This window comes from Longitalea arenae, assembly GCF_016924755.1.
GTDB classification, from domain to species: Bacteria; Bacteroidota; Bacteroidia; order Chitinophagales; family Chitinophagaceae; genus Niastella; species Niastella arenae.
Map to the genome: position 1 here is coordinate 123,443 of NZ_JAFFJX010000010.1, position 22,719 is coordinate 146,161.

The window sequence follows — 22,719 nt, forward strand, 5'->3', positions numbered from 1 at the left end:
CATTCGCCAAAAATCTGCAAGCAATGAATCCCACACTACTCATTTTTTAGGTAACTTTGCCAAACTTTTTTATACGTTTGATCACTTCTTAAACGAAAAATCATGGTTTTTGATCTGGACTTAATTAAAAAGGTTTATGCCGCAATGCCTGAAAAGGTGGCTGAAGCGCGTAAACTGGTAGGCCGTCCCCTTACATTAGCAGAAAAAATATTATATGCGCACCTGTTCGTTCCGGCAGAAAAAGCTTACGATCGTGGGGTTGATTACGTAGATTTCACTCCCGACCGCGTGGCCATGCAGGATGCGACGGCGCAAATGGCATTATTGCAGTTTATGACCTGCGGACGTGCAAAAGTGGCTGTTCCTTCAACCGTGCATTGTGATCACCTGATTCAAGCCAAAACAGGCGCGCAGGAAGACCTGAAAACTGCGAATGAGATCAATAAAGAAGTGTACGAATTCCTTTCTTCAATTTCCGATAAATATGGCATCGGTTTCTGGAAGCCGGGAGCCGGAATTATTCACCAGGTAGTACTGGAAAATTACGCTTTCCCCGGTGGTATGATGATCGGTACCGACTCCCATACGCCCAATGCCGGTGGTTTAGGTATGATCGCCATCGGTGTAGGTGGTGCTGATGCAGTGGACGTAATGGCTGGTTTGCCCTGGGAGCTTAAAATGCCCAAACTCATCGGTGTTAAATTAACCGGTAAAATGAGTGGTTGGACAGCCGCCAAGGATGTGATCCTGAAAGTGGCTGGTATCCTTACCGTAAAAGGTGGTACCGGTGCCATCGTTGAATATTTTGGGGAAGGCGCCGACAGCCTGAGCGCTACCGGTAAAGCTACCATCTGTAACATGGGTGCTGAAATTGGGGCTACCTGCTCATTGTTCGCCTATGACGAAAAGATGGCCAGTTACCTGAGCGCTACCGGCCGTGAAGATGTAGCTTACCTGGCTACTCAGATCAAAGAGCACCTGCGTCCTGATGAAGAAGTATACGCTGATCCTGCCAAATATTACGATCAGTTAATCGAGATCAACCTCGATGAGCTGGAACCATATGTGAACGGTCCGTTTACACCAGACCTCGCTTGGCCCATTTCCAAATTTGCTGAAGCTGTGAAAGCCAACGATTGGCCACAACGGCTGGAAGTAGCCCTGATCGGTTCCTGCACCAACTCTTCTTATGAAGATATCAGCCGCTCTGCCTCACTGGCAAAACAGGCGATCGATAAGAACCTGAAAGCAAAAGCTGAATTCACGATCACACCTGGTTCTGAGGTGGTTCGCTATACTATTGAAAAAGACGGATTCCTCGATACTTTCGACAAGATCGGTGGCATCGTGCTGGCCAATGCCTGCGGTCCCTGTATCGGTCAATGGGCCCGTCATATCGACGATCCCAAACGTAAGAACTCCATCATCACATCGTTTAACCGCAACTTCGCAAAACGCAATGACGGTCTGGCTTCCACCCACGCATTTGTAGCCTCGCCCGAGATCGTAACTGCATTTGCTATTGCCGGTGACCTCACCTTCAACCCGTTAAAAGATAAACTGAAGAACGAAGACGGTAAAGAAGTCATGCTTGATGAGCCAACCGGTATGGAATTACCGCCCAAAGGTTTTTCTGTGGAAGATCCCGGTTACCAGGCGCCTGCAGTGGATGGCAGCGGTGTTCAGGTAAAAGTGGCTCCTGATTCACAACGTCTGCAATTATTGGAACCATTTGCTGCCTGGGAAGGCACCGACCTGAAAGGGTTGAAGCTGCTGATCAAGGCAAAAGGCAAGTGTACAACTGACCATATCTCCATGGCTGGTCCCTGGTTAAAATTCCGCGGCCACCTCGATAATATCAGTAACAATATGCTGATCGGTGCGGTGAACTTCTTTAACGACGAAACCGATAAAGTAAAGAACCAGCTGACCGGCGAATACGGTGCGGTTCCTGCTACCCAACGTGCTTACAAAGCGGCAGGCATCGGTTCTGTTGTAGTTGGCGATGAGAACTACGGTGAAGGCTCCAGCCGCGAGCACGCTGCTATGGAACCCCGTCACCTGGGCGTTCGCGCGATCGTGGTAAGAAGCTTTGCCCGTATTCACGAAACCAACCTGAAAAAACAGGGTATGCTGGCATTGACCTTCGCTAACAAGGAAGACTACGATAAAGTACAGGAAGACGATAGCATTGATATTGTTGGACTGGCATCTTTTGCGCCTGGCAAACCATTGACCATGGTATTGAACCACAAAAACGGCAGCAAGGATGAAATAACGCTGAACCATACCTACAATAAACAACAGATCGAGTGGTTTAAAGCAGGTGGTGCGTTGAACGTTATCCGTTCTCAATTCGCGAAGAAATAAGCCTGATCGCTTATTTGAACATACTAAGAGAGCAAAGTGAGTTCCGTACTCCTTTGCTCTTTTTTATTGCTTCGCTTCGGGCAGAGATTCGCGTGAGCTTTTTTGACGAATGGTTACCATTGAATGCATCTTCTGCTGTACATTACATTTTTTCCATTTACAGCACTTATAATTAAAACACTGCCAATGATGCGCTTCCTAATACCAACACTGTTACTGCTTCACCTGTTCGGCAGCGGTTTTTCGCAATCCGCATCGAAAAAGACCGGTAATGCACAAGCCCTGAACGTAATTGCCTATTATGCCGGTCAGGCTGCCCAGGTCGACAGTTTTGCGGCCGAAAAGCTGACGCATATCATCTTCAGCTTTTGTCATTTGAAAGGCAATCAGCTGGCGGTGGATAATGCCGGTGACACCGCAACCATTCAGCGGCTGGTAGGGCTGAAGAAAAGAAATCCCCGATTAAAGGTATTGTTGTCCCTGGGTGGATGGGGCGGTTGTGAAACCTGCTCCGATGTGTTTTCTACCGACAAAGGGCGTGAGGAGTTTTCCCGCTCGGTAAAAGGACTGCTGGATTATTTCAAGGCGGATGGGATTGACCTCGATTGGGAATATCCTGCGATCTCGGGTTATCCGGGCCACCGGTTCGTGCCGGAAGACAAACCCAATTTCACCAAACTGGTGGTATCGTTGCGTAAGGCGATCGGCCCAAAAAACGTTATCAGTTTTGCAGCCGGCGGTTTCACCCAATTTCTGCAGGAAAGTATCGAATGGAAAAAAGTGATGCCCGTCATTGATATGGTCAATTTAATGACCTACGACCTCGTAAATGGCTTTAGTACCGTTACCGGCCACCATACACCCATTTATTCAACACCACAACAAAAAGAATCGGCTGATAATGCTATCCGTTTCCTGGATTCTATCGGCATTCCCCGGAACAAAATGGTGATCGGTGCGGCTTTCTATGCACGTATTTTTGAAAACGTAGATAGCGTCAATAACGGCTTGTACCAGGCTGGTAAGTTCAAACGAGGCGTGCCTTTTAGAAATTATCCGACGGTATTTGCGCCAGACAGTGGTTATGTATATCACTGGGATCCGGTAGCGCGGGCGCCCTGGATGTATAATGCATCAAAGAAATTGTTCGTAACCTATGATGATACCACATCGATGCGGCTTAAAACTGCCTATGCCACCGATCAAAAGCTCAATGGAATTATGTTCTGGCAATTGGGTGAGGATACGTTTACCAATGGGTTGCTGGACGTTATTTATGATGAGAAAGTGAAGACGATAAGCAAGTAAGCGAGTGGCAAGTAGGGCATGGGCTTTACCTGCGGAATTCAAAAAAGTATTTGAACAACCGATACCGGCACTTGTAACCCGTGAACCTGGAACTTGTAACCTGGAACCTGAGACCGGTAACCGGAAACGGTAACTGCCTGCCAAACAGAGAACTTGGTGCTAAGTAGCAATCGCTCTACCCCCTAATTCTATCACCTCACAATCTTTCATATTACTTCCATCAATAACAAAGCGGATCAGGGTGCGCACTTTGTGCCAGCCCTGCATTCCTGCTGCGCCGGGATTTATATGCAGGCATTGCAATTTATCATCGAATATTACCTTCAGAATATGAGAGTGCCCGCAAATGAAAAGCTGGGGCGGATCAGCCGTTAACAGTTTTTTTACCGCGGGATTGTATTTGGGCGGATAGCCGCCAATATGGATCATGAACACCTTCACCTCTTCGCAGGTAAAGCGTAGTTGCTCAGGATAAACAGTACGGATATCCTGCCCGTCGATATTTCCATATACACCTTTCAAAGGCTTGAAAGCAGCCAGTTTGTTAGCCAGTGCGATATTACCGAAATCACCGGCATGCCAGATCTCATCGCAATTGTCAAAATGTTTGAAAACTGCTTCATCCAGATAACCATGTGTGTCGGAGATCAAGCCTATTCGTTTCATAAATGTTGAAATGTTAACGTAACGGCAGGTAGAGATGGCGGGGCGCTCTGCTCATCAGCTGTGGCATCCGCTATTCACCATTGACCATTGACCATTCACCATTGACCATTCACCACTGCGCTTCTTCTTCTGCCAGTTTTTTGATGCTGTCAAGGGTTTCTGCCCAGTTCTTTTCGGCATGGGCAAACATTACCTGGGATATGATATTGCTTTGTGTCATTTGTAATAGAACACCACTGCCATCAGGTGTAATGGTAAAGGTGATCACGGAGTAATTCTCCGGGCTGTCTTCCGTAGCGGAGAATACGCTCCAGTAATTGTAAGATAATGTTTGTTCTTTTTCCAGCGCTAACAAGGTGCCTTTGTCTTTTACCTCTTTGTCCTTATAATTAAAGGTGAATTCAATAGGACTTCCTATTTGCCAGTCGGTGACCATTTGAACACCCAGCCATTGTTCGATCCATTCGTTATCGGTTAAAACGGTCCATAGTTTCGAAGGGGGAGCATCTATATGTCTTTCTTTGGTAAGGATCAAATTCTTTTTCATCTGCATATTATTTAGTGGTTCGCCTGGTTCTTCGGGAATCGGGTCGCAAATTACCGGATTTTCCATTTTGCCCCCCAAATTTCAAAATTGCCTGGTTTAACCGGTATTTATTAACTTTATATCAACGATCATTGCTATGCCATTCTTTCGCAATTTTACATATTGGATCGATAAGCGAAGCTGGAAATACGTTTTTCTGCTCAAAACGCTTGAACTTTCCCTATATAGTCCACGTTTCAAATCCTTAGTTACTGCTTGTCTGTAAATGCTGGTGTATTGCATCAGCAAACTAGCACATCAGCAAATTTTCACATTATCAAATTATTGTTATGCCATACTATTATAAATTGGGAAATATTCCACACAAGCGTCATACCCAGTTTCATAAAGCAGACGGTTCATTGTATGCAGAACAGCTGTTTTCCACCGAAGGGTTCTCCAATGATTATTCCCTGTTATACCATTGCCATCCACCTACCGATATCATTAAAACAGAACCTTCATACGATGTATCCCCAAAGGTTGCTGAAGAAAAAATGTTGAAGCACCGCAGTTTTGAAGGCTTTCACATAAAACCGGCTATTGATTATTTGCAGAGCCGTACACCGGTGCTGGTGAATAATGATTGTCATATTGTACTGGCTGCGCCACAGGAAGGAATGCACGATTATTACTTTAAGAATGCCGATGCCGATGAAATGATCTTTGTACATGAGGGCGCCGGCGTATTGCGCACCATGTATGGCGAATTGCCTTTCGGGTATGGCGATTACCTGGTAATACCCAGGGGTACCATTTACCAAATGCAATTCAAAGATGATAACAACCGCCTGTTCATCGTGGAATCGTTCAGTCCAATCAGGTTCCCAAAAAAGTATTTAAGCAAATATGGCCAGCTGCTGGAGCATTCTCCATTTTGCGAACGGGACATTCGCCCGCCGCAGAACCTGCCTACCTTCGATCAGAAAGGCGACTATCTCATCCGCACCAAAAAGCGGGGAATGATGTATAATCTGCATTACGGGCATCATCCGTTCGATATTGTAGGGTGGGACGGCTACTGTTATCCGTTTGCTTTCAGCATTCATGATTTTGAACCCATCACCGGCCGCGTTCACCAGCCACCGCCTGTACACCAGACATTTGAGGCGAACAATTTTGTGGTATGTTCATTTTGTCCGCGCCTGTTCGACTATCATCCGCAGTCGATACCCGCGCCGTATAATCACAGTAATATCGACAGCGATGAAGTGTTGTATTATGTGGATGGGGATTTCATGAGCCGGAAAAATGTGACCCGTGGTATGATCACCCTGCATCCCGGTGGCATTCCGCATGGACCACATCCCGGCGCCGTAGAGAAAAGTATCGGCGCAAAAGAAACAAAAGAACTGGCCGTGATGGTAGACACCTTCCATCCCTTACAACTGACGAAGGAAGCGCTGGAGATCGAGAATCCGAATTATACGATGAGTTGGGCAGAGTAAGGCACAATTAGCTGATTTGCTAATGTGCTTATTAGCTAATGAAATAGCTTACTTGAACAAAGGAAGGCCTGGATGATTTAGGCTTCCATTATTTTAGTTGTTTGTTCAGTAACCGGCTACCAGTTGCGGTTCCAGTCCATGACTAAAAATCGGCCATGAGGTTCGAGTGCGGTTTTGTCAACTTCCCGAGGCTTTACCGCTTACACCATAGCTTCAGCGACGGTACATGTAGCAAGCAGTTATGCAGCGTACCGCGTATTCCTTAGCAAATCATCGAATTAGCACATCAGCAGATTATAAATGATCGTCTGCCTATAAAAAGGCAGGCGATTTTTTTTGCAAAAAATGTTGGCAGTATCGATATTTTGGTTATACCTTTGTGTTTAACCAAATGGTTAAACTTTGTGGCTAAAGTAACAAAAAACGATACAAGTACCGAAGAGAGGATCCTGGCAGCTGCCAAACAGGTATTTATGGAGAAGGGGCTCGATGGCGCGCGTATGCAGGACATCGCTGATAAAGCAGGCATTAACAAGGCTTTATTGCACTATTATTTCCGCAGTAAGGATAAATTGTTCGAGCGCATCTTTATTGAAGAAGCGCAAAAATTCATGCCCAAGGTTACGACCATTATGCTGTCGGAAATGCCGCTGTTTGAAAAGATTGAAAAATTTATGGGCGAATATATCGATACCCTGGCGCAAAATCCGCTGCTGGCCAACTTTATCCTGAATGAGATCAACCGGAACCCGAAGGACATGATGAAAAAGATCTGGGGAAACCACCGGCCACCGGTTGATAAAGTAGAAGAGCACCTGGCGAAGCTGATAAAAAAAGGAGAGATAAAACCGATCAAGGCGTATGAGCTCCTGATCAATATGGTCTCTCTCTGCATTTTTCCCTTTATGGCAAGGCCGATGGTGCAATGGGTCACCAGAACGAATGATGAAGAGTTTATTGAAATGATGGAACAACGTAAGAAGTCGGTAGTCAGGTTTGTTATTGATTCAATTAAGAAATAAATTTTTTTACCATGCAATTAACTAAATGGTTAAACCTTATGATTAAATCCTGGGTAACAATGGGGATGCTGCTGCTGGCCATGGCTGTGCAGGCGCAGGACAGCATCCGGCTTAGCCTTGAACAGGCCTACGATCTGGCCAGGCAACATTATCCGGTGATCAAACAGAAAGACCTCGTTCGCCAGACTGCCAGTCTCACCGTCGAAAACCTGAGCAAGGGTTTCCTGCCGCAACTGACCATTTCAGGTCAGGCTACTTATCAATCAGATGTGACCAGTGTACCTGTATCGATTCCCGGCATTAAAATAGATGCGCCCGAGAAAGACCAGTATAAGATCCAGGCAGAACTGAGTCAGCTGCTCTATGATGGCGGCAGCACGGCAGCTCAGAAAAATTGGCAGCATGCGAATGCTTTGGTGGAAGATCAACGGGCGGAAGTAGAATTATATAAAGTGAAGGACCGCATTAATCAGTTATACCTGGGAATTCTATTGCTGGACGAACAAATTAAACAGGTTGACCTGGTAAAAAAGGATATCCAGTTAGGCATTAAGCGCATAGAAGCGCAGGTTAAGAATGGAACCGCTTTCCGGTCGAGCCAGTTAACCCTGGAAGCGGAACTGATGAAAAATGACCAGCGCATTATAGAGCTGAATGCTAACCGTAAAGGCCTGGTAGATGTACTATCGTTGTTCATTAACCGGCAGTTGCCGGCTACCGTACAACTGGAACAACCGGTATTGCCTGCAACCCTTGTGAAAGAAAGCATGGCCCGCCCCGAGTTGAAATTATTTAATTACCAGAGCGAATCATTCAAAGTGCAAAACCAGCTGGTAACTGCGAGGAACCGGCCACGTACCAGTTTATTTGTGCAGGGAGGTTATGGCCGTCCCGGATTGAACATGCTGAAGAATGAGTTTGATTTCTTTTATATAGCAGGCGTACGGTTAAACTGGAGCCTGGGCAGTTTATATACTACCAAGCGGGAAAGAGAACTATTACAGGTGAACCAGCGCGTGGTGGATGTACAAAAAGAATTGTTCCTGCTTACCACCAATACCCAGTTGAAGCAACAGGAAGCCGAGCTGGAAAAGCTATCCCAATTGATCGAAAGCGATCAGCAGATCATTGGCATCAGGTCACAGGTAAAAGAGGCGGCCAATGCCCAATTGACGAATGGCGTGATCACTGTCAACGATTTTTTGAAAGAAGTGAATGCGGAAGACCAGGCGAGGCAATCGCTTATTGCACACCAGTTGCAACTTATTCAGGCCCGGATCAACTACCGCACTTTATCAGGTAATCAATAATAATGACCGGGTCATGGCGCAAGACCGTGGCCGGTTGAAAGTCAAAATAAAAGAACATGAACAAACTTATTGTGACCCTTACTGCTACGGCGATGCTTTTAGCAGCCTGTGATCGTAATGCCCCAAAATTCGATGCTTCAGGCACTTTTGAAGTAGACGAAGTGATCGTATCTGCTGAACAAACCGGAAAGATCTTATCGTTCAATGTATTTGAAGGACAAACAATTCCCCGCGAACAGGTGGTGGGCATTATAGATGCCGAAAATCTGTCTTTGCAAAAAGAACAGATGCAGGCCAGTATTGAAGCCCTGCAGGAGAGAACCTATAGTGTGCAGCCGCAGATAAAACTGCTGGAAGAACAGCTGGCGGTTCAACAATCGCAATTGAAGAACCTGCTGCATGAGCGTACCCGCATTGAAAACCTGTTGAAGCAGGATGCAGCCACAGGCAAACAACTGGATGATATTACTTCCCAGATAGAAGTATTGCAGAAACAGATGGGTGTTACCCGCCAACAGATCAATGTGCAGCGTACCAACACCAATACGCAGAACCGGTCGGTACTCAGTGAAAAGAAACCCCTGGAAAAAAGGGTGGCCCAACTGAGCGAGCAGATCGACAAGGCGAAGATCATTAACCCAGTGGATGGCACCGTTATTACCAAATATGCTGAAGCGGGCGAAGTAACAGCTGCTGGCAAGGCCCTGTACAAGATCGCTAACCTCGATACGCTTACCCTTCGCGCTTATATTACTGGTACACAATTGCCACAGATCAAACTGAACCAATCCGTAAAAGTGATGATCGACAGCGGTGCGAAAGCTTACCGCGAATACCCCGGTACCATTACCTGGATAAGTGATAAAGCGGAGTTCACCCCCAAGACCATACAAACGAAAGAAGAGCGGGCGAATCTGGTATATGCTATCAAAGTAAGGGTTAAAAATGATGGGTATCTGAAGATAGGTATGTATGGTGAGGTGATCTTAAACTAAAACACATGGCATCTGTAACTGTAAATAATATTACAAAGCATTACGGTAAAAAGAAAGAGCTTACCCAGGCTTTGCGCGGCGTTTCTTTTACCGTAGAGCAGGGTGAATTATTCGGCATTATTGGTCCCGACGGCGCCGGTAAAACATCCCTGTTCCGCATTCTTACCACCTTGTTATTACCCGATGCCGGTGCAGCTTCTGTAGATGGCCTGGATGTGGTCAAGGATTTCAAAGCCATCCGTCAACGCGTTGGCTATATGCCGGGCCGTTTCTCTTTGTACCAGGATCTTACCATTGAAGAGAACCTCGAATTCTTTGCCACCATCTTCAATACCTCGGTCAGTGAGAATTACGATCTTATCAAAGATATCTATTCGCAGATAGAGCCGTTCAAGAAAAGGCGGGCTGGTAAGTTGTCGGGAGGGATGAAGCAAAAACTCGCCCTTTGTTGTGCGCTGATCCATAAACCTTCGGTCTTGTTCCTGGATGAACCTACTACGGGTGTGGATGCAGTATCGCGCAAAGAGTTCTGGGAAATGCTGCGCAATCTTAAAAAGCAGGGCATTAGCATCCTGGTGTCAACGCCTTATATGGATGAAGCCAGTATGTGCGACCGCGTGGCATTGATCCAAAACGGAAGCATATTATCGGTAGACAGTCCCGAAGGGGTGATCGCTTCTTTCAAACAGCCGCTGGTTGCGGTGAAAGACAGGAATATGCTGCCGCTATTGAATCATCTGCAGGCTTTTGAAGGAACACAGGATGTATATCCGTTTGGGGAATACCACCATGTCGTGTTGAAGGATGGTTATTCAGCTGCTGAGGTTTCTACTTACTTACAGCATCAACATGCGCAGGCGGAAGTACAGCCGGTGAGGGCAGACATCGAGGATTGTTTTATTGCCCTGATGAAGTCCGCGTGACAGGCTTAGGCGGGCGAAACAAAAGGACCCTGGCACGCATATAACGAACGCAAACATTTAGCAATGACAACTAACAATATAGCCATACAGGCCGTTGAGCTAACGAAACGTTTCGGTGATTTCACTGCTGTGGATGCTATCTCCTTTGAAGTAAAAAAAGGCGAGATCTTCGGTTTCCTGGGTGCGAACGGGGCCGGCAAAACAACGGCCATGCGCATGTTATGTGGTTTATCAATTCCCAGTTCCGGTAAAGCGGCTGTAGCTGGCTTCGATGTTTATAAACAAACCGAACAGATCAAACGGAGCATTGGCTATATGAGCCAGAAATTCTCCCTGTATGAAGACCTGACCGTAAAGGAGAATATCCGGTTTTACGCTGGTATTTATGGAAAAAGCGATGCCTTTATTAAAGAGAAAACGGCCTTCCTTTTAAAGGAGCTGCGCCTGGAAGCAGAAGCCAGTAAGCTGGTGAGATCGCTACCATTGGGCTGGAAGCAAAAGCTGGCTTTTTCTGTAGCCATCTTTCATGAACCGGAGATCGTTTTCCTCGATGAACCAACCGGCGGTGTGGATCCTGTTACCCGGCGCGAGTTCTGGAATATGATCTATCAGGCCGCCGAATCGGGCATCACCATTTTCGTGACTACGCACTATATGGATGAGGCCGAGTATTGTAACCGCGTGTCGATTATGGTGGATGGCAGAATAGATGCTTTGGATACGCCGGCAGCATTGAAGCGGAAGTTTGAAGCCAGGTCGATGGATGAGGTGTTCCTGAAACTTGCCAGGAAAGCGAAACGATCCGGAGACTAGCCAGGTCTTGACACGCATACCGGCAACCGGCGACTGGTAACCGGTAATTGTATTGAATCGAATAATAAAATGTTGGCATAACCCATTCATATGAAACAATTCATTTCTTTCGTAAAAAAAGAGTTTTACCATATAGCCCGTGACAAGCGCACGCTGTTTATTTTATTGGGTATGCCCATTATGCAGATCCTCATCTTTGGATTTGCGCTTACCAATGAAGTAAAGAATGCGCGGGTCGCCATTTTCGATCAGTCGAAAGACCTGGCCACGCAGGCCTTGCGCAGCGAGCTCGATGCCAGCCGGTATTTCGATATAACGCAGGATGTACATACCTATTCCGAAATAGAAGCTGCGTTTAAAAAAGGCACCATTAAACTGGCCGTGGTTTTTCCGGAAAACTTTGCCAACGATCTCGATCATTTTAATACGGCACAAGTGCAGCTGATCGCCGATGCTTCTGACCCCAACGTGGCCAATACACTTACCAATTATGCCACGGCTATTGTGCTCGATTATCAGGATCGTATCACCAACAACAGGCGCTTACCCTATACCATTAAAACGGAAATGCGCATGTTATATAATCCGCAACTAAAAGGCGCTTACAGTTTTGTGCCCGGCGTGATGGCCATGGTACTGATGCTTGTTTGTACGCTGATGACTGCCATTACCATTGTGCGCGAAAAGGAATCGGGTACGATGGAAATTATGCTGGTATCGCCCATGCGCCCCTTCAAGATCGTGGTTGCCAAAGCGGTTCCCTATTTATTATTATCCGTCGTAAATATTACAAGCATCCTGTTGCTGAGTGTGTTTGTGCTGGATGTGCCTATCAATGGCAGCCTGTTGTTGCTGATCTTTGAAAGCATCCTCTTCACGTTGACCTGCCTGGCTTTCGGTCTATTGATCTCTACCCGCACCGATTCACAGCAAACGGCCATGTTCATTGCATTGACCGGCATGTTCCTGCCCACGATCATGCTGAGCGGTTTTATGTTCCCGATCGAAAATATGCCGTTGCCGCTGCGTATCCTTTCGAATATCGTTCCGGCCAAATGGTTCTATTATATCGTAAAAGAAGTTATGATAAAAGGACTGGGGATAAGCGCTGTTTGGAAAGAGACCCTGATCCTCACCGGCATGCTATTGTTTTTATTGCTGTTAAGCATCAGGAATTTCAAGATCAGGCTGGCATAGGTAATTTCTATTGTTAACTTTTTCACTCCCCTAAAGGGGTTGGAGGTAAATAATTATATGAGAACATTACGTTTTCTCTTACAAAAAGAGTTCCGGCAGATCTTCCGCGATCCGTCGATCATTCGCATCATCTTTATGATGCCATCCATCCAATTGCTGATCCTGCCGTGGGCGGCCGATTATGAGGTGAAGAATATTCAGCTCAGCGTGGTTGACCATGATCATTCGCAATATTCCCGGCAACTGGTAAATAAAGTGACCTCCTCCGGTTATTTCCAATTGCAGGATTATTCCGGCTCTTATTCCAATGCATTACAACAGGTAGAGCATGACAAGGCAGACCTGGTACTGGAAATACCAGCTGATTTTGAAAAGAACCTGATCCGGGACAATGAATCCACCCTGTTTATGGCCATCAATGCCATCAATGGGGTGAAAGCGAACCTGGGCGGTGCTTACCTGCGCAGCATTGTTCAGGATTATAACCGGGAAGTGCGGGCGAAATGGGTACAGTTGCCGCGGTTCAGTCCGGAAGTTCAGCTGGAAGTAACTTCTTCGAACTGGTTCAATGCAGCCATGAACTACAAATTATTTATGGTGCCTGGGATCCTGGTGGTACTCGTAACCATGGTTGGATCTTTTCTGGCATCGCTGAATATTGTGCGGGAAAAAGAGATCGGTACCATAGAGCAGATCAATGTAACGCCGGTTAAAAAGTATCATTTCATTTTGGGTAAGCTGATCCCTTTCTGGATACTCGGCCTGCTTATTCTCAGTATTGGATTGACCATTGCATGGCTCGCCTACGGCATTATTCCGGTGGGCAGTTTACTGGTGATCTATACGTTTGCGGCCGTCTACCTGCTGGCGGTACTTGGTTTGGGCCTGCTGTTATCCACCTACACCAGCAACCAGCAACAGGCCATGTTGTTATCGTTCTTTCTGATGATGGTATTCATTTTATTGAGCGGTCTGTATACATCTATCGACAGTATGCCGGTCTGGGCGAGGGCCATTACCAAAGTAAACCCCGTTACTTATTTTATTGATGTAATGCGGATGGTAGTGCTGAAGGGGAGTGGATTAAAAGACATCGGTCCGCATTTGCTTACTATGCTGGGTTTTGCGCTGGTGCTGAATAGCTGGGCGGTGCTTCATTATAAAAAGCGGTCATGAGAAAAGATAGTAATGAAAAACCCTCCTGAATGTCCGGGAGGGTTTTTCTATTTTTATTTTAATGCTGTTTTAATCGTACCAAAACTGATGCTCGGAATAATTAAAGGAAATAGCAGCGCTTGATCTGTTGTAGTTAATGCCGATGTACAGATCGCCGGGCTGGGCAAATTTCTCCGATCTTTCGATATTGCCGTTTACAACTACTTTGATGGTATGAAGCCCATCTGTATTGGCTGTTGAAATGCTGGTCGCCAGTCCGAGTGATGGAGATGTTGTTACTTCTGTATTCAATAAAGGCTGGTTATCAATATACACCTGTACATGGTCCTTTTCGAAACCTCCCTGCACATCTACTCCCAGATCAAACACCGTTGGGTTGTTTGTTTTGCGGCAGGCTGCAAATAGCAGCAAAACCAGTGGGAGCAATAAAAGAGTTTTTTTCATAATATTTTTGCGTTCATGGCTGATTGCAGTACGACAACCGGTTAAAGGTTTTCGTTGCATGTTAATAACAAGGTAACGTTTATTAGACGTGCAAAGTTACAGTAACTTGCATCATTACAAAAGCGATCTGCTTAATAAATAGTCACAACCAACAAATTAAGTTATGGAATATAGACAATTGGGTAGTTCTCCGGTGAATGCTTCGGTAATTACGTTTGGTGCGTGGGCCATTGGCGGCTGGATGTGGGGCGGTAGTGACCGCCGGGAGGCTGTTGATGCCATTAAAGCGTCTTATGACAATGGAGTTACTTCCATAGATACGGCGCCAGCCTACGGGCAAGGCCTGAGCGAAGAGATCGTAGCGGAAGCTATCCGGGGCATTCCCCGTGACCGTGTGCAGCTACTTACCAAATTCGGATTGCGCTGGGATACCCAAGAGGGTGAATTCTTTTTTAAAAGCAAAGACAATAACGGACGCGATATCGACATGCATAAATATGCATCGAAAGAAAGTGTGATCCAGGAATGCGAAGATTGTTTACGCCGCCTGAAAACCGATTATATCGATCTGTTTCAGATCCACTGGCCCGACAGCACTACACCGGTAGCGGAAACCATGGAAGCCTTGTTGAAGTTGCAGGAGCAGGGAAAGATCCTGGCAGCCGGTGTAAGTAATTATACACCCGCGTTAATGCAGGAAGCGGAAAAGACGATCAGCCTGGCAGCAAACCAGGTGCCTTACAGCATGGTATTCCGGGATATTGAAAATGACCTGGTGCCTTACTGTATCGAGAATAATAAAGCGATCATTGTGTATAGTCCGCTGCAGCGGGGTCTGCTTACTGGTAAAATAAAACCCGGCCACACCTTTAACGACGGCGATACGCGTGAAGGCAATCGTTTTTACACAACCGAAAATATCACCCTGGTAAATCAGATGCTGGATAGTTTACGGCCTCTGGCAGCCGCTAAAAACGCAACGCTGGCACAATTGGTGCTCCGCTGGACGATTGACCAGCCCGGTATCACGATAGCCCTGGCGGGCGCCCGCAATGCGGAGCAGGCTATACAGAATGCGAAAGCGGCAGAGGTGAAGCTTAGTCAGGAAGATATTGCGTTCATTGATGAAAAAGTAGCTAAGTTGGAATTGGTGATGCCATAAAACATCAGCTTGAGTAACACGGATTGGCGCGGAGGCAAGAACCTGTTAGAAACGCAGGAACCGAGGGCGCTAACCGGTGTGACGGTGTTCGCATATCTATAAAAAATATATGTTCAGGAGAATATAAGTGAATGAATATTCATTTATGTTTGCGCTGCGATGCGTACAAGAGACGTTAATAAAGAAAACAGTATCCGGGAAAAGGCGATCGAAATGATCGTGAAGGAGGGGCTCGATGGTTTCAGCATGCAGAAGCTGGCCAAAGCAGCCGCTGTTTCACCGGCTACCCTCTACATCTATTACAAAGACCGGGACGACCTGATCACCCAGATCGCGACTGAAATCAGCAACCGGTTGATGGAATCCAGCCTGAAAGGGATGCATCCCAAGATGTCATTTGCCGATGGTATGGCCCTGCAATGGAAAAACCGGATGGAATTCTTTTTCAAACATCCGCTTGATATAGAGTTCATCGAGCAGATCAGGTACACGCCCACTTATGACAGTATCAAGAAATCAATCCGGCAGAATTTTGGCGATGTGCTTGGCAAATTCGTGCACAATGCCATTAACCGGGGCGAATTAACACCCCTTCCTTTTGAAGTGTATTGGGCGATCGCTTTTGCGCCTCTGTATCAGTTGATCAAATTTCACAATCAGGGAGAAACGCCGGCCAGTCAGCATTTTACGATCAGCGATGAGATCGTTGATCAAACCCTGCAGCTGGTACTAAAAGCCCTGCGGCCCTGATATTTTTTTGTCCAATTAAGTAAATGAATGTTCATTTTTATGCAAACCATCATTAAACCTGCTTCTTATTCTGAACAAAACGTACAGGTATTGGTCTTTAGGACCAACCTGGTATCTGCAAAAGATATCTGGCGCATTTCGCCGTTAATGAGCGTTACACCGGGTATACTCAAGTGGAATGTTGATCAGCACGATATTGACAATGTGCTTCGTATCGAAACGGCCTGGTTGCTGCCGGAGGATATCATCCGGATAGTGACAGCGGTAGGTTACCTCTGTGAAGAGCTGCCTGATTAAGACGTTCCGCCGGCTGAAACATCCTCCCGGTCAATAGGGGAGGATCCATTTTTCCGTCCGATCGACCTCGGGACGGTATTTGTTCCAAACGCAAATCATATTTGAAATGAACCAAACCAATCCAACGAAAACAGTCAAACCATCCTTTACCGGCTATGAGGTCTTTGTGATCGCCATACTGGCTTTTTTACAATTCACGGTCATTCTCGATTTTATGGTGATGTCGCCCCTGGGCGCCATCATCAGACCGCAATTACATATTTCACCGGCCCAGTTTGGCATGGCCGTATCGGCTTATGCCTTTAGTGCGGGCGCTTCGGGTTTGCTGGCGGCCGGTTTTGCCGACAAGTTCGACCGCAAAAAACTATTGCTCTTTTTCTACACCGGTTTTTTGATAGGAACGGCCCTATGCGCCATGGCGCCCAACTATTATTTTCTGCTGGGCGCCCGTATTGTGACCGGCTTGTTCGGAGGCGTGATCGGCTCGGTAAGTATGGCCATTGTAACAGATCTTTTCCGTATGGAAGTGCGGGGCCGGGTAATGGGTTTTATTCAAATGGCCTTTGCTGCCAGCCAGGTGCTGGGTTTACCGGTCGGTCTTTTCCTGGCGAACAAATTTGCCTGGCATGCACCCTTCTGGATGATCGTGTTGGCGGGTATTATCCCGGGCATTATCATAGCGGTGAAAATGAAGCCGGTAAATGCCCATTTAGCGCTGCAGCACGACCGCAATGCTTTTGAGCACATGGGAAAGACCGTTTCCAATGCCAATTACCTGCTGGCCTTTCTGACCACTACTTTGCTGGCTACCGGCGGTTTTATGCTGATGCCATTCGGCAGTGATTTCAGTGTAAGGAATCTCGGTATCAGGCCGGAAGATCTGCCCATTTTATATGGCATTTCAGGCATATTTTCCTTTGTTTTTGGTCCGCTCACCGGCTATCTCGGCGATAAGCTGGGCAAATACAATGTGTTTGTGGGTGGAAGTATCCTGACCATGGTCATGGTGGCCATTTACACCAACCTGGGCGTAACGCCCTTGTGGATCGTCATTGCGGTGAATGTGCTCATGTTTGCGGGTGTGCTGGCGCGGATGGCCACCTCCACAGCGCTGGTAAGCGCCATTCCGCAGCCGCAGGACAGGGGTGCGTTCATGAGCATTAATTCTTCGGTGCAGCAGTTTGCAGGCGGTTTGGCGGCCTTTTTGGCGGGGCAGGTGATCACCGAGGGGGCCGATAAAAAGCTGCATCATTACAGTACGCTGGGAATCATAGTGATAGCTTCTATGTTAATAGTGATTGTCATGTTGTATTTCCTGAACCGCCAGGTGAACCGGAAGATGGGGAAGACGACCGCTGTGAAGCAGGAAAAGGAGCTGGAACCAGGGGCCTTTGTAATTGAATGAGTTGCAGGTTTGCAGGGAAAAGCCCTGAAACCTGTAACCTGAAACCTGTAACTTGTAAGCTGAATCCTCCGCCGTGCTATGAACGGGGAACATGGAACTTTGAACTTAAGTATTGTTATATGGACAGCCTTTTGTAAATTAGAAATCAACTAAAAATGCTGTCATATGATCAAATTTTCAGAACTTAAATTCGGAGATGTTGTAATAGCTGAGTATGAAGGTCAGCGGATGGAAGGCATGGTGAAGGAGATCAACCGGGAAGACAAGGAAGTGTGCGTGGATACCGGTGTGCAGGAATTCTGGTATTCCCCGGAACAATTGTATCCCATTCCCCTCAATGATGAGCAAATGCGAAAGCTGGGTTTTACGATGACCGAGAACGGCAATGGGTCGGTCAAGTACATGAAGGACTCTTTCCGGGTGCTTTTGCCCAAAAAAGACGATTTTTCGGTGATGGAGATCTGGTGGCGGGAAGATCACCGGTATTTGAACCAGCCGATTAACGTGCATGAACTGCAAAACCATTACTATCAAATGACCAAGGTAGAATTATTGCCAGCCCGTGTGCATTAAATTGCTTATTTTCATATCTTTATAGGTAAACAAGGAGTGTCGGACCAGAGGTTGAGCGATCTTCGTCAGTCGATGTTCCTTGTTTCTTTTTGTCCTTTCAGGCCGGGAATTAAAGGGAAAAAGGGCAAATATTTTTAATTATTTCTTATTTTTTTCTTTTTTAGGGCGATTATCATATCTTTGCGCCTCCTTAAAATTATATGGGTAAACAACCGCTGATTAAACAGGATGGAGTTATAACAGAAGCTTTATCGAACGCAATGTTTAAGGTAAAACTTGAGAATGGCCATGAGATACTGGCAACGATCTCTGGTAAAATGCGGATGAATTACATCAGGATTTTGCCAGGCGATAAAGTGGGAGTGGAGATGAGCCCTTATGATTTGACGAGAGGAAGGATAATCTTCCGTTATAAGTAGTAAAGCACTGTAAATAAATAAATGTTATGAAAGTTCGTGCATCTATTAAAAAGCGTAGCGCAGATTGCAAGATCGTGCGTAGAAAAGGCCGGTTATATGTTATAAACAAAAAGAACCCGCGCTTCAAGCAAAGACAAGGGTAATCGATCGGCAATGGGCAATCGGCAATCGGCACTATCAGCTGTTTGCAGGTTGTAGGACTGATGGATTGTAAACAACAAACTACAAACAACAAACAATAAACAAGAATTATGGCTCGTATTGCCGGTGTAGACTTACCCAAGAATAAAAGAGGTGAAATTGGTCTTACCTACATTTTTGGGATCGGCCGTTCAACTGCCCAGTACATACTCAGCAAAGCTGGTATTTCGCTGGACAAAAAAGTGCATCAATGGAATGATGACGAACTGAACGCTATCCGTAATATCATTACCAACGAATTCAAGGTAGAAGGTCAGTTACGTTCTGAAGTGCAAATGAGTATCAAGCGCTTACTTGATATCGCTTGCTACCGTGGTTTGCGTCATCGCAAAGGTTTACCAGTTCGCGGTCAACGTACCCGTACCAACAGCCGTACCCGTAAAGGAAAACGGAAAACTGTTGCCGGTAAAAAGAAAGCACCTAAGAAATAATAATAGCTCCAAGCTAGAAGCCTTAAGCTGCAAGCCATTTTTAATAATGACTTGTGGCTTGAAGCTTATAGCTTGAAGCATTTTATCTATATGCACCGATATAACAGGTCAGCTACAGATACCCGGTGCAGGTGGAGTGTTGACCTGGTTCCCACACAAATGGGAGTTATTTTTAAACAAGATTACCTGTAAACAATTATGGCAAAAGCACAACAGCCCAGCGCAAAAGCCGCTGCGAAGAAAAGAATTGTGAAAGTGGACACCTATGGTGATGTTCACATTTCAGCCAGCTTCAACAACATTATCATCAGCATTACCAACAAAAATGGCCAGGTAATTTCCTGGAGCAGTGCCGGTAAAATGGGTTTCAAAGGTTCTAAAAAGAACACCCCATACGCCGCTCAGATGGCTGCAGCCGATGCTGCCAAAACAGCGTTCGATGCAGGTGTGAAGAAAGTTGATGTTTATGTAAAAGGACCGGGCGCCGGTCGCGAAAGCGCTATCCGTGGCCTGTCTCAGAACAGCATTGAAGTGGCTATGATCAAGGACGTAACTCCGCTGCCCCACAATGGCTGCCGTCCTCCGAAAAAACGTAGAGTATAAAGAAATTTCTGATTTTGGATATAGGGATTTCGAGATTTGAATTGTAAATCTCGAAATCCCAACTCTCGAAATCTAAAATATTAAATAGGGTACACGATTGATTTTTAAGATTTTTAGGATCGTGTATCGTCACCAAAAAATCTGATTAAATAACAACATGGCACGTTACACTGGTCCCAAAACAAGAATCTGCCGTATTTTCGGCGAGCCTATCTTAGGCAATGGTAAATATCTGTCAAAGAACAGCAATCCTCCCGGTCAGCATGGTCCTTCAAAGAAGCGTAAAGCGCCCGGTGAGTATGCATTACAGTTGAAAGAAAAGCAAAAAGCAAAATATACATACGGCGTTCTGGAAAAACAATTCCGCAAGACCTTTGAAGAGGCAGCCCGTATCAAAGGGGTTACCGGTGAAAACCTGATCAAATTGCTGGAAGCCCGTTTGGATAATGCCGTTTACCGCCTGGGTCTTTCTCCTTCACGTCCCGGCGCCCGTCAGCTGGTATCGCATAAACATATTACCGTTAACGGAGAAGTGGTGAACATTCCTTCTTTCCAGTTAAAACCGGGTGATATCATCAGCATCAAAGAAAAAGACAAGTCAAACACAGCAATTACCAGCGTATTTCGCGGTAAGAACCAGAAGTTCAGCTGGCTCGACTGGAACGAAGCTGAAATGACAGGTACTTTTGTCGCTTATCCAGAGCGGGAAAGCGTTCCTGAGAACATTAAGGAGCAATTGATTGTTGAGTTATATTCTAAATAGTCGATAAGTCAGAAAAAGTCAAATGAGTCAAAACAGTTAAAGGAACTCATGTGGCTTATATGACTGATTTGACCCATTTGACAGATTTGACATTTGACTCCTTTGACATTGTAAAAAATCGAAATTTTAAAATATGGCCATTTTAAATTTCCAGAAACCTGACAAAATAGTTTTACAGAAAGCTACGGAATTCGAAGCTCAGTTTGAGTTTCGCCCGTTAGAGCCAGGTTACGGTGTAACCATTGGTAATGCTTTGCGCAGGGTATTGTTGAGTTCATTGGAAGGGTTTGCAATAGTAGGTATCCGCATTGAAGGAGTAGACCACGAGTTTGCTACCATCAAGGGAATTACTGAAGATGTGCTGGAGATCATCCTGAACCTGAAACAGGTTCGGTTCAAAAAGAAAGTTGATCATGAAGTGAGCCAGGAAAAGATTACGTTGAGCATTAAAAATAAATCAGAATTCACAGCCGGTATGATCGGAGAAGCTACCCAAAACTTCGAGATCATGAACCCTGAGCTGCTGATCTGTATTTTGGATTCATCAGCCAAGCTTGACATTGAACTGACCGTTGCAAAAGGCCGCGGATATGTTCCTGCTGAAGATAATAAGGTAAAAGATGCGCCATTCGGCTACATCCCAACCGATGCGATCTTCACACCGATCAAGAACGTAAAGTATGCTATTGAAAACACCCGTGTTGAACAGCGTACTGACTACGAAAAACTGATCATGGATGTTTCTACCGATGGCACCATTCACCCTGAAGAAGCGGTGAAGCAAGCCAGCCGCATCCTGATCCAGCACCTGATGATCATCACTGACGAGAACATCACTTTCGATAACAAGGAAGATAAGAAAGAAGATGTAGTTGATGAGCAAATGCTGCAACTGCGTAAGATCCTGAAAACCCCGCTCGAAGACCTGGATCTGTCTGTACGCGCTTTCAACTGTTTGAAAGCAGCGAAGATCAATAGCTTGAGCGAACTGGTTCAATACGAACAGGAAGACCTGATGAAGTTCCGGAACTTCGGTCAGAAATCACTCGCTGAAATTGAGCAGGTGCTGGCTGAAAGAGGACTGCACTTCGGAATGGATCTTAGCAAGCTTGGTCTTGACAAAGAAGAACTTTAGTCACAGCTAATGTGATAATTAGCGGATTTGATGATGAATTGCAATTTGTGGTTCCTGCCGGAGCGCAGGCTTCCCAAACGGCAGCATTATCACAGAAACGAATTATCACATTATCACATTAAATAAACGTAGACTGTAAATCCTGACACGGTACAGTCGGTAAAACAACAATCGTCATGCGTCACGGAGACAAAATCAACAACCTGGGCAGAACGGCTTCTCACCGGAAGGCGTTACTGAAAAATCTGGCTTGCGAGCTGATCAACCACAAGCGTATCACTACCACTTTGGCAAAAGCAAAAGCACTGCGCACATTCATTGAGCCGCTGATCACGAAGTCTAAGGACAATACCACGCATCAGCGCCGTGTAGTGTTCAGCTACCTGCAAAACAAAGAGGCTGTTACCGAACTGTTCGGACCTATCGCCGAGAAAGTAGGTGGACGTCCTGGTGGTTATACCCGCATCATTAAGCTGGGTATCCGCGTGGGTGATAATGCTGAAACAGCTATGATCGAACTGGTTGACTACAATGAGATCTACGGTAAAGGAAAAGGCGAAGTTAAAGAAGCTGCGAAGAAAACACGTCGTGGTGGTAGCCGTAAAAAAGCTGCTGGTGAAGAAACTGCCGCTCCTGCCGAAGAAACAGCATCAGAAGAGAAATCAGCTAAAAAAGCAGCAAAGTAAAAATGACCGAATTGGTTTTTATAGAAAAGCAAGACT

Annotated in this window: 25 protein-coding genes; 22 read left to right on the forward strand and 3 right to left on the reverse strand. The window is 45.9% G+C overall.

What is annotated here, in order from left to right; genetic code table 11:
- Positions 1 to 102: 102 nt before the first annotated feature.
- Together JT717_RS19415 and JT717_RS19420 are read left to right on the forward strand one after the other, a co-directional pair.
- Entirely contained in the window at positions 103 to 2,370 is a 2,268-nt protein-coding gene (locus JT717_RS19415) for an aconitate hydratase (RefSeq protein ID WP_205512695.1), read from the forward strand.
- A 186-nt stretch (positions 2,371 to 2,556) separates the two neighbouring features.
- Entirely contained in the window at positions 2,557 to 3,678 is a 1,122-nt protein-coding gene (locus tag JT717_RS19420; protein ID WP_205512696.1) for a glycoside hydrolase family 18 protein, read from the forward strand.
- 159 nt (positions 3,679 to 3,837) lie between these two features.
- Here the strand turns inward: JT717_RS19420 and JT717_RS19425 are convergent, their stop codons facing one another.
- Positions 3,838 to 4,344, reverse strand: a complete 507-nt coding sequence (locus JT717_RS19425) for a metallophosphoesterase family protein (protein WP_205512697.1) — start codon at positions 4,342 to 4,344, stop codon at positions 3,838 to 3,840.
- A gap of 109 nt (positions 4,345 to 4,453) precedes the next feature.
- Complete coding sequence (locus tag JT717_RS19430; RefSeq protein ID WP_205512698.1) at positions 4,454 to 4,891, reverse strand: SRPBCC family protein; 438 nt, start codon at positions 4,889 to 4,891, stop codon at positions 4,454 to 4,456.
- Positions 4,892 to 5,220: 329 nt separating this feature from the next.
- Here JT717_RS19430 and JT717_RS19435 point away from each other — a divergent pair, with 329 nt between their 5' ends.
- From JT717_RS19435 to JT717_RS19470, 8 genes are all read left to right on the forward strand, one after another.
- Entirely contained in the window at positions 5,221 to 6,378 is a 1,158-nt protein-coding gene (locus JT717_RS19435) for a homogentisate 1,2-dioxygenase (RefSeq protein ID WP_205512699.1), read from the forward strand.
- Positions 6,379 to 6,782: 404 nt separating this feature from the next.
- Positions 6,783 to 7,400, forward strand: coding sequence for a TetR/AcrR family transcriptional regulator (locus JT717_RS19440; protein ID WP_205512700.1), 618 nt, complete (start codon positions 6,783 to 6,785; stop codon positions 7,398 to 7,400).
- A gap of 38 nt (positions 7,401 to 7,438) precedes the next feature.
- Complete coding sequence (locus JT717_RS19445) at positions 7,439 to 8,710, forward strand: TolC family protein (protein ID WP_205512701.1); 1,272 nt, start codon at positions 7,439 to 7,441, stop codon at positions 8,708 to 8,710.
- Positions 8,711 to 8,766: 56 nt separating this feature from the next.
- Positions 8,767 to 9,705 carry an HlyD family secretion protein gene (locus JT717_RS19450; RefSeq protein ID WP_205512702.1) on the forward strand — a complete coding sequence of 313 codons (939 nt, stop codon included), beginning with the start codon at positions 8,767 to 8,769 and terminating at the stop codon, positions 9,703 to 9,705.
- 5 nt (positions 9,706 to 9,710) lie between these two features.
- Positions 9,711 to 10,628 (forward strand): ABC transporter ATP-binding protein, encoded by a 918-nt coding sequence (locus tag JT717_RS19455; protein ID WP_205512703.1) that lies wholly within the window; start codon positions 9,711 to 9,713, stop codon positions 10,626 to 10,628.
- Between the two features lie 63 nt (positions 10,629 to 10,691).
- Positions 10,692 to 11,441, forward strand: coding sequence for an ABC transporter ATP-binding protein (locus JT717_RS19460; RefSeq protein WP_205512704.1), 750 nt, complete (start codon positions 10,692 to 10,694; stop codon positions 11,439 to 11,441).
- Between the two features lie 90 nt (positions 11,442 to 11,531).
- Positions 11,532 to 12,638, forward strand: a complete 1,107-nt coding sequence (locus tag JT717_RS19465; protein ID WP_205512705.1) for an ABC transporter permease — start codon at positions 11,532 to 11,534, stop codon at positions 12,636 to 12,638.
- 57 nt (positions 12,639 to 12,695) lie between these two features.
- Positions 12,696 to 13,814, forward strand: a complete 1,119-nt coding sequence (locus tag JT717_RS19470) for an ABC transporter permease (RefSeq protein WP_205512706.1) — start codon at positions 12,696 to 12,698, stop codon at positions 13,812 to 13,814.
- A 69-nt stretch (positions 13,815 to 13,883) separates the two neighbouring features.
- Here JT717_RS19470 and JT717_RS19475 read toward each other — a convergent pair whose 3' ends face one another.
- Positions 13,884 to 14,258, reverse strand: coding sequence for a hypothetical protein (locus JT717_RS19475; protein ID WP_205512707.1), 375 nt, complete (start codon positions 14,256 to 14,258; stop codon positions 13,884 to 13,886).
- A 163-nt stretch (positions 14,259 to 14,421) separates the two neighbouring features.
- On the opposite strand from JT717_RS19475, the gene JT717_RS19480 reads away from it, so the two are divergent.
- From JT717_RS19480 to rplQ, 12 genes are all read left to right on the forward strand, one after another.
- Positions 14,422 to 15,420, forward strand: a complete 999-nt coding sequence (locus JT717_RS19480) for an aldo/keto reductase (RefSeq protein ID WP_205512708.1) — start codon at positions 14,422 to 14,424, stop codon at positions 15,418 to 15,420.
- A gap of 159 nt (positions 15,421 to 15,579) precedes the next feature.
- Positions 15,580 to 16,170: a TetR/AcrR family transcriptional regulator gene (locus JT717_RS19485; RefSeq protein ID WP_205512709.1), complete on the forward strand. Its 591-nt coding sequence runs from the start codon at positions 15,580 to 15,582 to the stop codon at positions 16,168 to 16,170.
- Between the two features lie 39 nt (positions 16,171 to 16,209).
- A complete protein-coding gene (locus tag JT717_RS19490; protein WP_205512710.1) occupies positions 16,210 to 16,467 on the forward strand; it encodes a hypothetical protein in 258 nt (85 codons plus the stop codon).
- A 106-nt stretch (positions 16,468 to 16,573) separates the two neighbouring features.
- On the forward strand, positions 16,574 to 17,872 hold the full coding sequence (locus tag JT717_RS19495) for an MFS transporter (protein ID WP_205512711.1): 1,299 nt from the start codon (positions 16,574 to 16,576) through the stop codon (positions 17,870 to 17,872).
- A gap of 165 nt (positions 17,873 to 18,037) precedes the next feature.
- A complete protein-coding gene (locus tag JT717_RS19500; protein ID WP_205512712.1) occupies positions 18,038 to 18,445 on the forward strand; it encodes a hypothetical protein in 408 nt (135 codons plus the stop codon).
- Between the two features lie 200 nt (positions 18,446 to 18,645).
- Positions 18,646 to 18,864, forward strand: coding sequence for a translation initiation factor IF-1 (gene infA, locus JT717_RS19505; protein ID WP_081147897.1), 219 nt, complete (start codon positions 18,646 to 18,648; stop codon positions 18,862 to 18,864).
- A gap of 26 nt (positions 18,865 to 18,890) precedes the next feature.
- Positions 18,891 to 19,007 (forward strand): type B 50S ribosomal protein L36, encoded by a 117-nt coding sequence (gene ykgO / locus JT717_RS19510; protein ID WP_010519235.1) that lies wholly within the window; start codon positions 18,891 to 18,893, stop codon positions 19,005 to 19,007.
- Between the two features lie 108 nt (positions 19,008 to 19,115).
- Positions 19,116 to 19,496, forward strand: a complete 381-nt coding sequence (gene rpsM / locus JT717_RS19515; protein WP_205512713.1) for a 30S ribosomal protein S13 — start codon at positions 19,116 to 19,118, stop codon at positions 19,494 to 19,496.
- Positions 19,497 to 19,694: 198 nt separating this feature from the next.
- On the forward strand, positions 19,695 to 20,099 hold the full coding sequence (gene rpsK / locus JT717_RS19520) for a 30S ribosomal protein S11 (protein ID WP_205512714.1): 405 nt from the start codon (positions 19,695 to 19,697) through the stop codon (positions 20,097 to 20,099).
- Between the two features lie 157 nt (positions 20,100 to 20,256).
- Entirely contained in the window at positions 20,257 to 20,862 is a 606-nt protein-coding gene (gene rpsD / locus JT717_RS19525) for a 30S ribosomal protein S4 (RefSeq protein ID WP_205512715.1), read from the forward strand.
- A gap of 133 nt (positions 20,863 to 20,995) precedes the next feature.
- The gene (locus tag JT717_RS19530; RefSeq protein ID WP_205512716.1) at positions 20,996 to 21,997 is read left to right on the forward strand and encodes a DNA-directed RNA polymerase subunit alpha; all 1,002 of its coding nucleotides are present in this window, start codon (positions 20,996 to 20,998) and stop codon (positions 21,995 to 21,997) included.
- A 176-nt stretch (positions 21,998 to 22,173) separates the two neighbouring features.
- Positions 22,174 to 22,683 carry a 50S ribosomal protein L17 gene (gene rplQ / locus JT717_RS19535; RefSeq protein WP_205512717.1) on the forward strand — a complete coding sequence of 170 codons (510 nt, stop codon included), beginning with the start codon at positions 22,174 to 22,176 and terminating at the stop codon, positions 22,681 to 22,683.
- The last annotated feature ends 36 nt before the right edge of the window (positions 22,684 to 22,719 follow it).

Bases quoted from the DNA above. Each gene is read 5' to 3' on its own strand.
- JT717_RS19415 (WP_205512695.1), top strand. From the start codon at position 103: ATGGTTTTTGATCTGGACTTAATTAAAAAGGTTTATGCCGCAATGCCT.
- JT717_RS19420 (WP_205512696.1), top strand. From the start codon at position 2,557: ATGATGCGCTTCCTAATACCAACACTGTTACTGCTTCACCTGTTCGGC.
- JT717_RS19425 (WP_205512697.1), bottom strand. From the start codon at position 4,344: ATGAAACGAATAGGCTTGATCTCCGACACACATGGTTATCTGGATGAA.
- JT717_RS19430 (WP_205512698.1), bottom strand. From the start codon at position 4,891: ATGAAAAAGAATTTGATCCTTACCAAAGAAAGACATATAGATGCTCCC.
- JT717_RS19435 (WP_205512699.1), top strand. From the start codon at position 5,221: ATGCCATACTATTATAAATTGGGAAATATTCCACACAAGCGTCATACC.
- JT717_RS19445 (WP_205512701.1), top strand. From the start codon at position 7,439: ATGATTAAATCCTGGGTAACAATGGGGATGCTGCTGCTGGCCATGGCT.
- JT717_RS19450 (WP_205512702.1), top strand. From the start codon at position 8,767: ATGAACAAACTTATTGTGACCCTTACTGCTACGGCGATGCTTTTAGCA.
- JT717_RS19455 (WP_205512703.1), top strand. From the start codon at position 9,711: ATGGCATCTGTAACTGTAAATAATATTACAAAGCATTACGGTAAAAAG.
- JT717_RS19460 (WP_205512704.1), top strand. From the start codon at position 10,692: ATGACAACTAACAATATAGCCATACAGGCCGTTGAGCTAACGAAACGT.
- JT717_RS19465 (WP_205512705.1), top strand. From the start codon at position 11,532: ATGAAACAATTCATTTCTTTCGTAAAAAAAGAGTTTTACCATATAGCC.
- JT717_RS19470 (WP_205512706.1), top strand. From the start codon at position 12,696: ATGAGAACATTACGTTTTCTCTTACAAAAAGAGTTCCGGCAGATCTTC.
- JT717_RS19475 (WP_205512707.1), bottom strand. From the start codon at position 14,258: ATGAAAAAAACTCTTTTATTGCTCCCACTGGTTTTGCTGCTATTTGCA.
- JT717_RS19480 (WP_205512708.1), top strand. From the start codon at position 14,422: ATGGAATATAGACAATTGGGTAGTTCTCCGGTGAATGCTTCGGTAATT.
- JT717_RS19485 (WP_205512709.1), top strand. From the start codon at position 15,580: ATGCGTACAAGAGACGTTAATAAAGAAAACAGTATCCGGGAAAAGGCG.
- JT717_RS19490 (WP_205512710.1), top strand. From the start codon at position 16,210: ATGCAAACCATCATTAAACCTGCTTCTTATTCTGAACAAAACGTACAG.
- JT717_RS19495 (WP_205512711.1), top strand. From the start codon at position 16,574: ATGAACCAAACCAATCCAACGAAAACAGTCAAACCATCCTTTACCGGC.
- JT717_RS19500 (WP_205512712.1), top strand. From the start codon at position 18,038: ATGATCAAATTTTCAGAACTTAAATTCGGAGATGTTGTAATAGCTGAG.
- infA (WP_081147897.1), top strand. From the start codon at position 18,646: ATGGGTAAACAACCGCTGATTAAACAGGATGGAGTTATAACAGAAGCT.
- ykgO (WP_010519235.1), top strand. From the start codon at position 18,891: ATGAAAGTTCGTGCATCTATTAAAAAGCGTAGCGCAGATTGCAAGATC.
- rpsM (WP_205512713.1), top strand. From the start codon at position 19,116: ATGGCTCGTATTGCCGGTGTAGACTTACCCAAGAATAAAAGAGGTGAA.
- rpsK (WP_205512714.1), top strand. From the start codon at position 19,695: ATGGCAAAAGCACAACAGCCCAGCGCAAAAGCCGCTGCGAAGAAAAGA.
- rpsD (WP_205512715.1), top strand. From the start codon at position 20,257: ATGGCACGTTACACTGGTCCCAAAACAAGAATCTGCCGTATTTTCGGC.
- JT717_RS19530 (WP_205512716.1), top strand. From the start codon at position 20,996: ATGGCCATTTTAAATTTCCAGAAACCTGACAAAATAGTTTTACAGAAA.
- rplQ (WP_205512717.1), top strand. From the start codon at position 22,174: ATGCGTCACGGAGACAAAATCAACAACCTGGGCAGAACGGCTTCTCAC.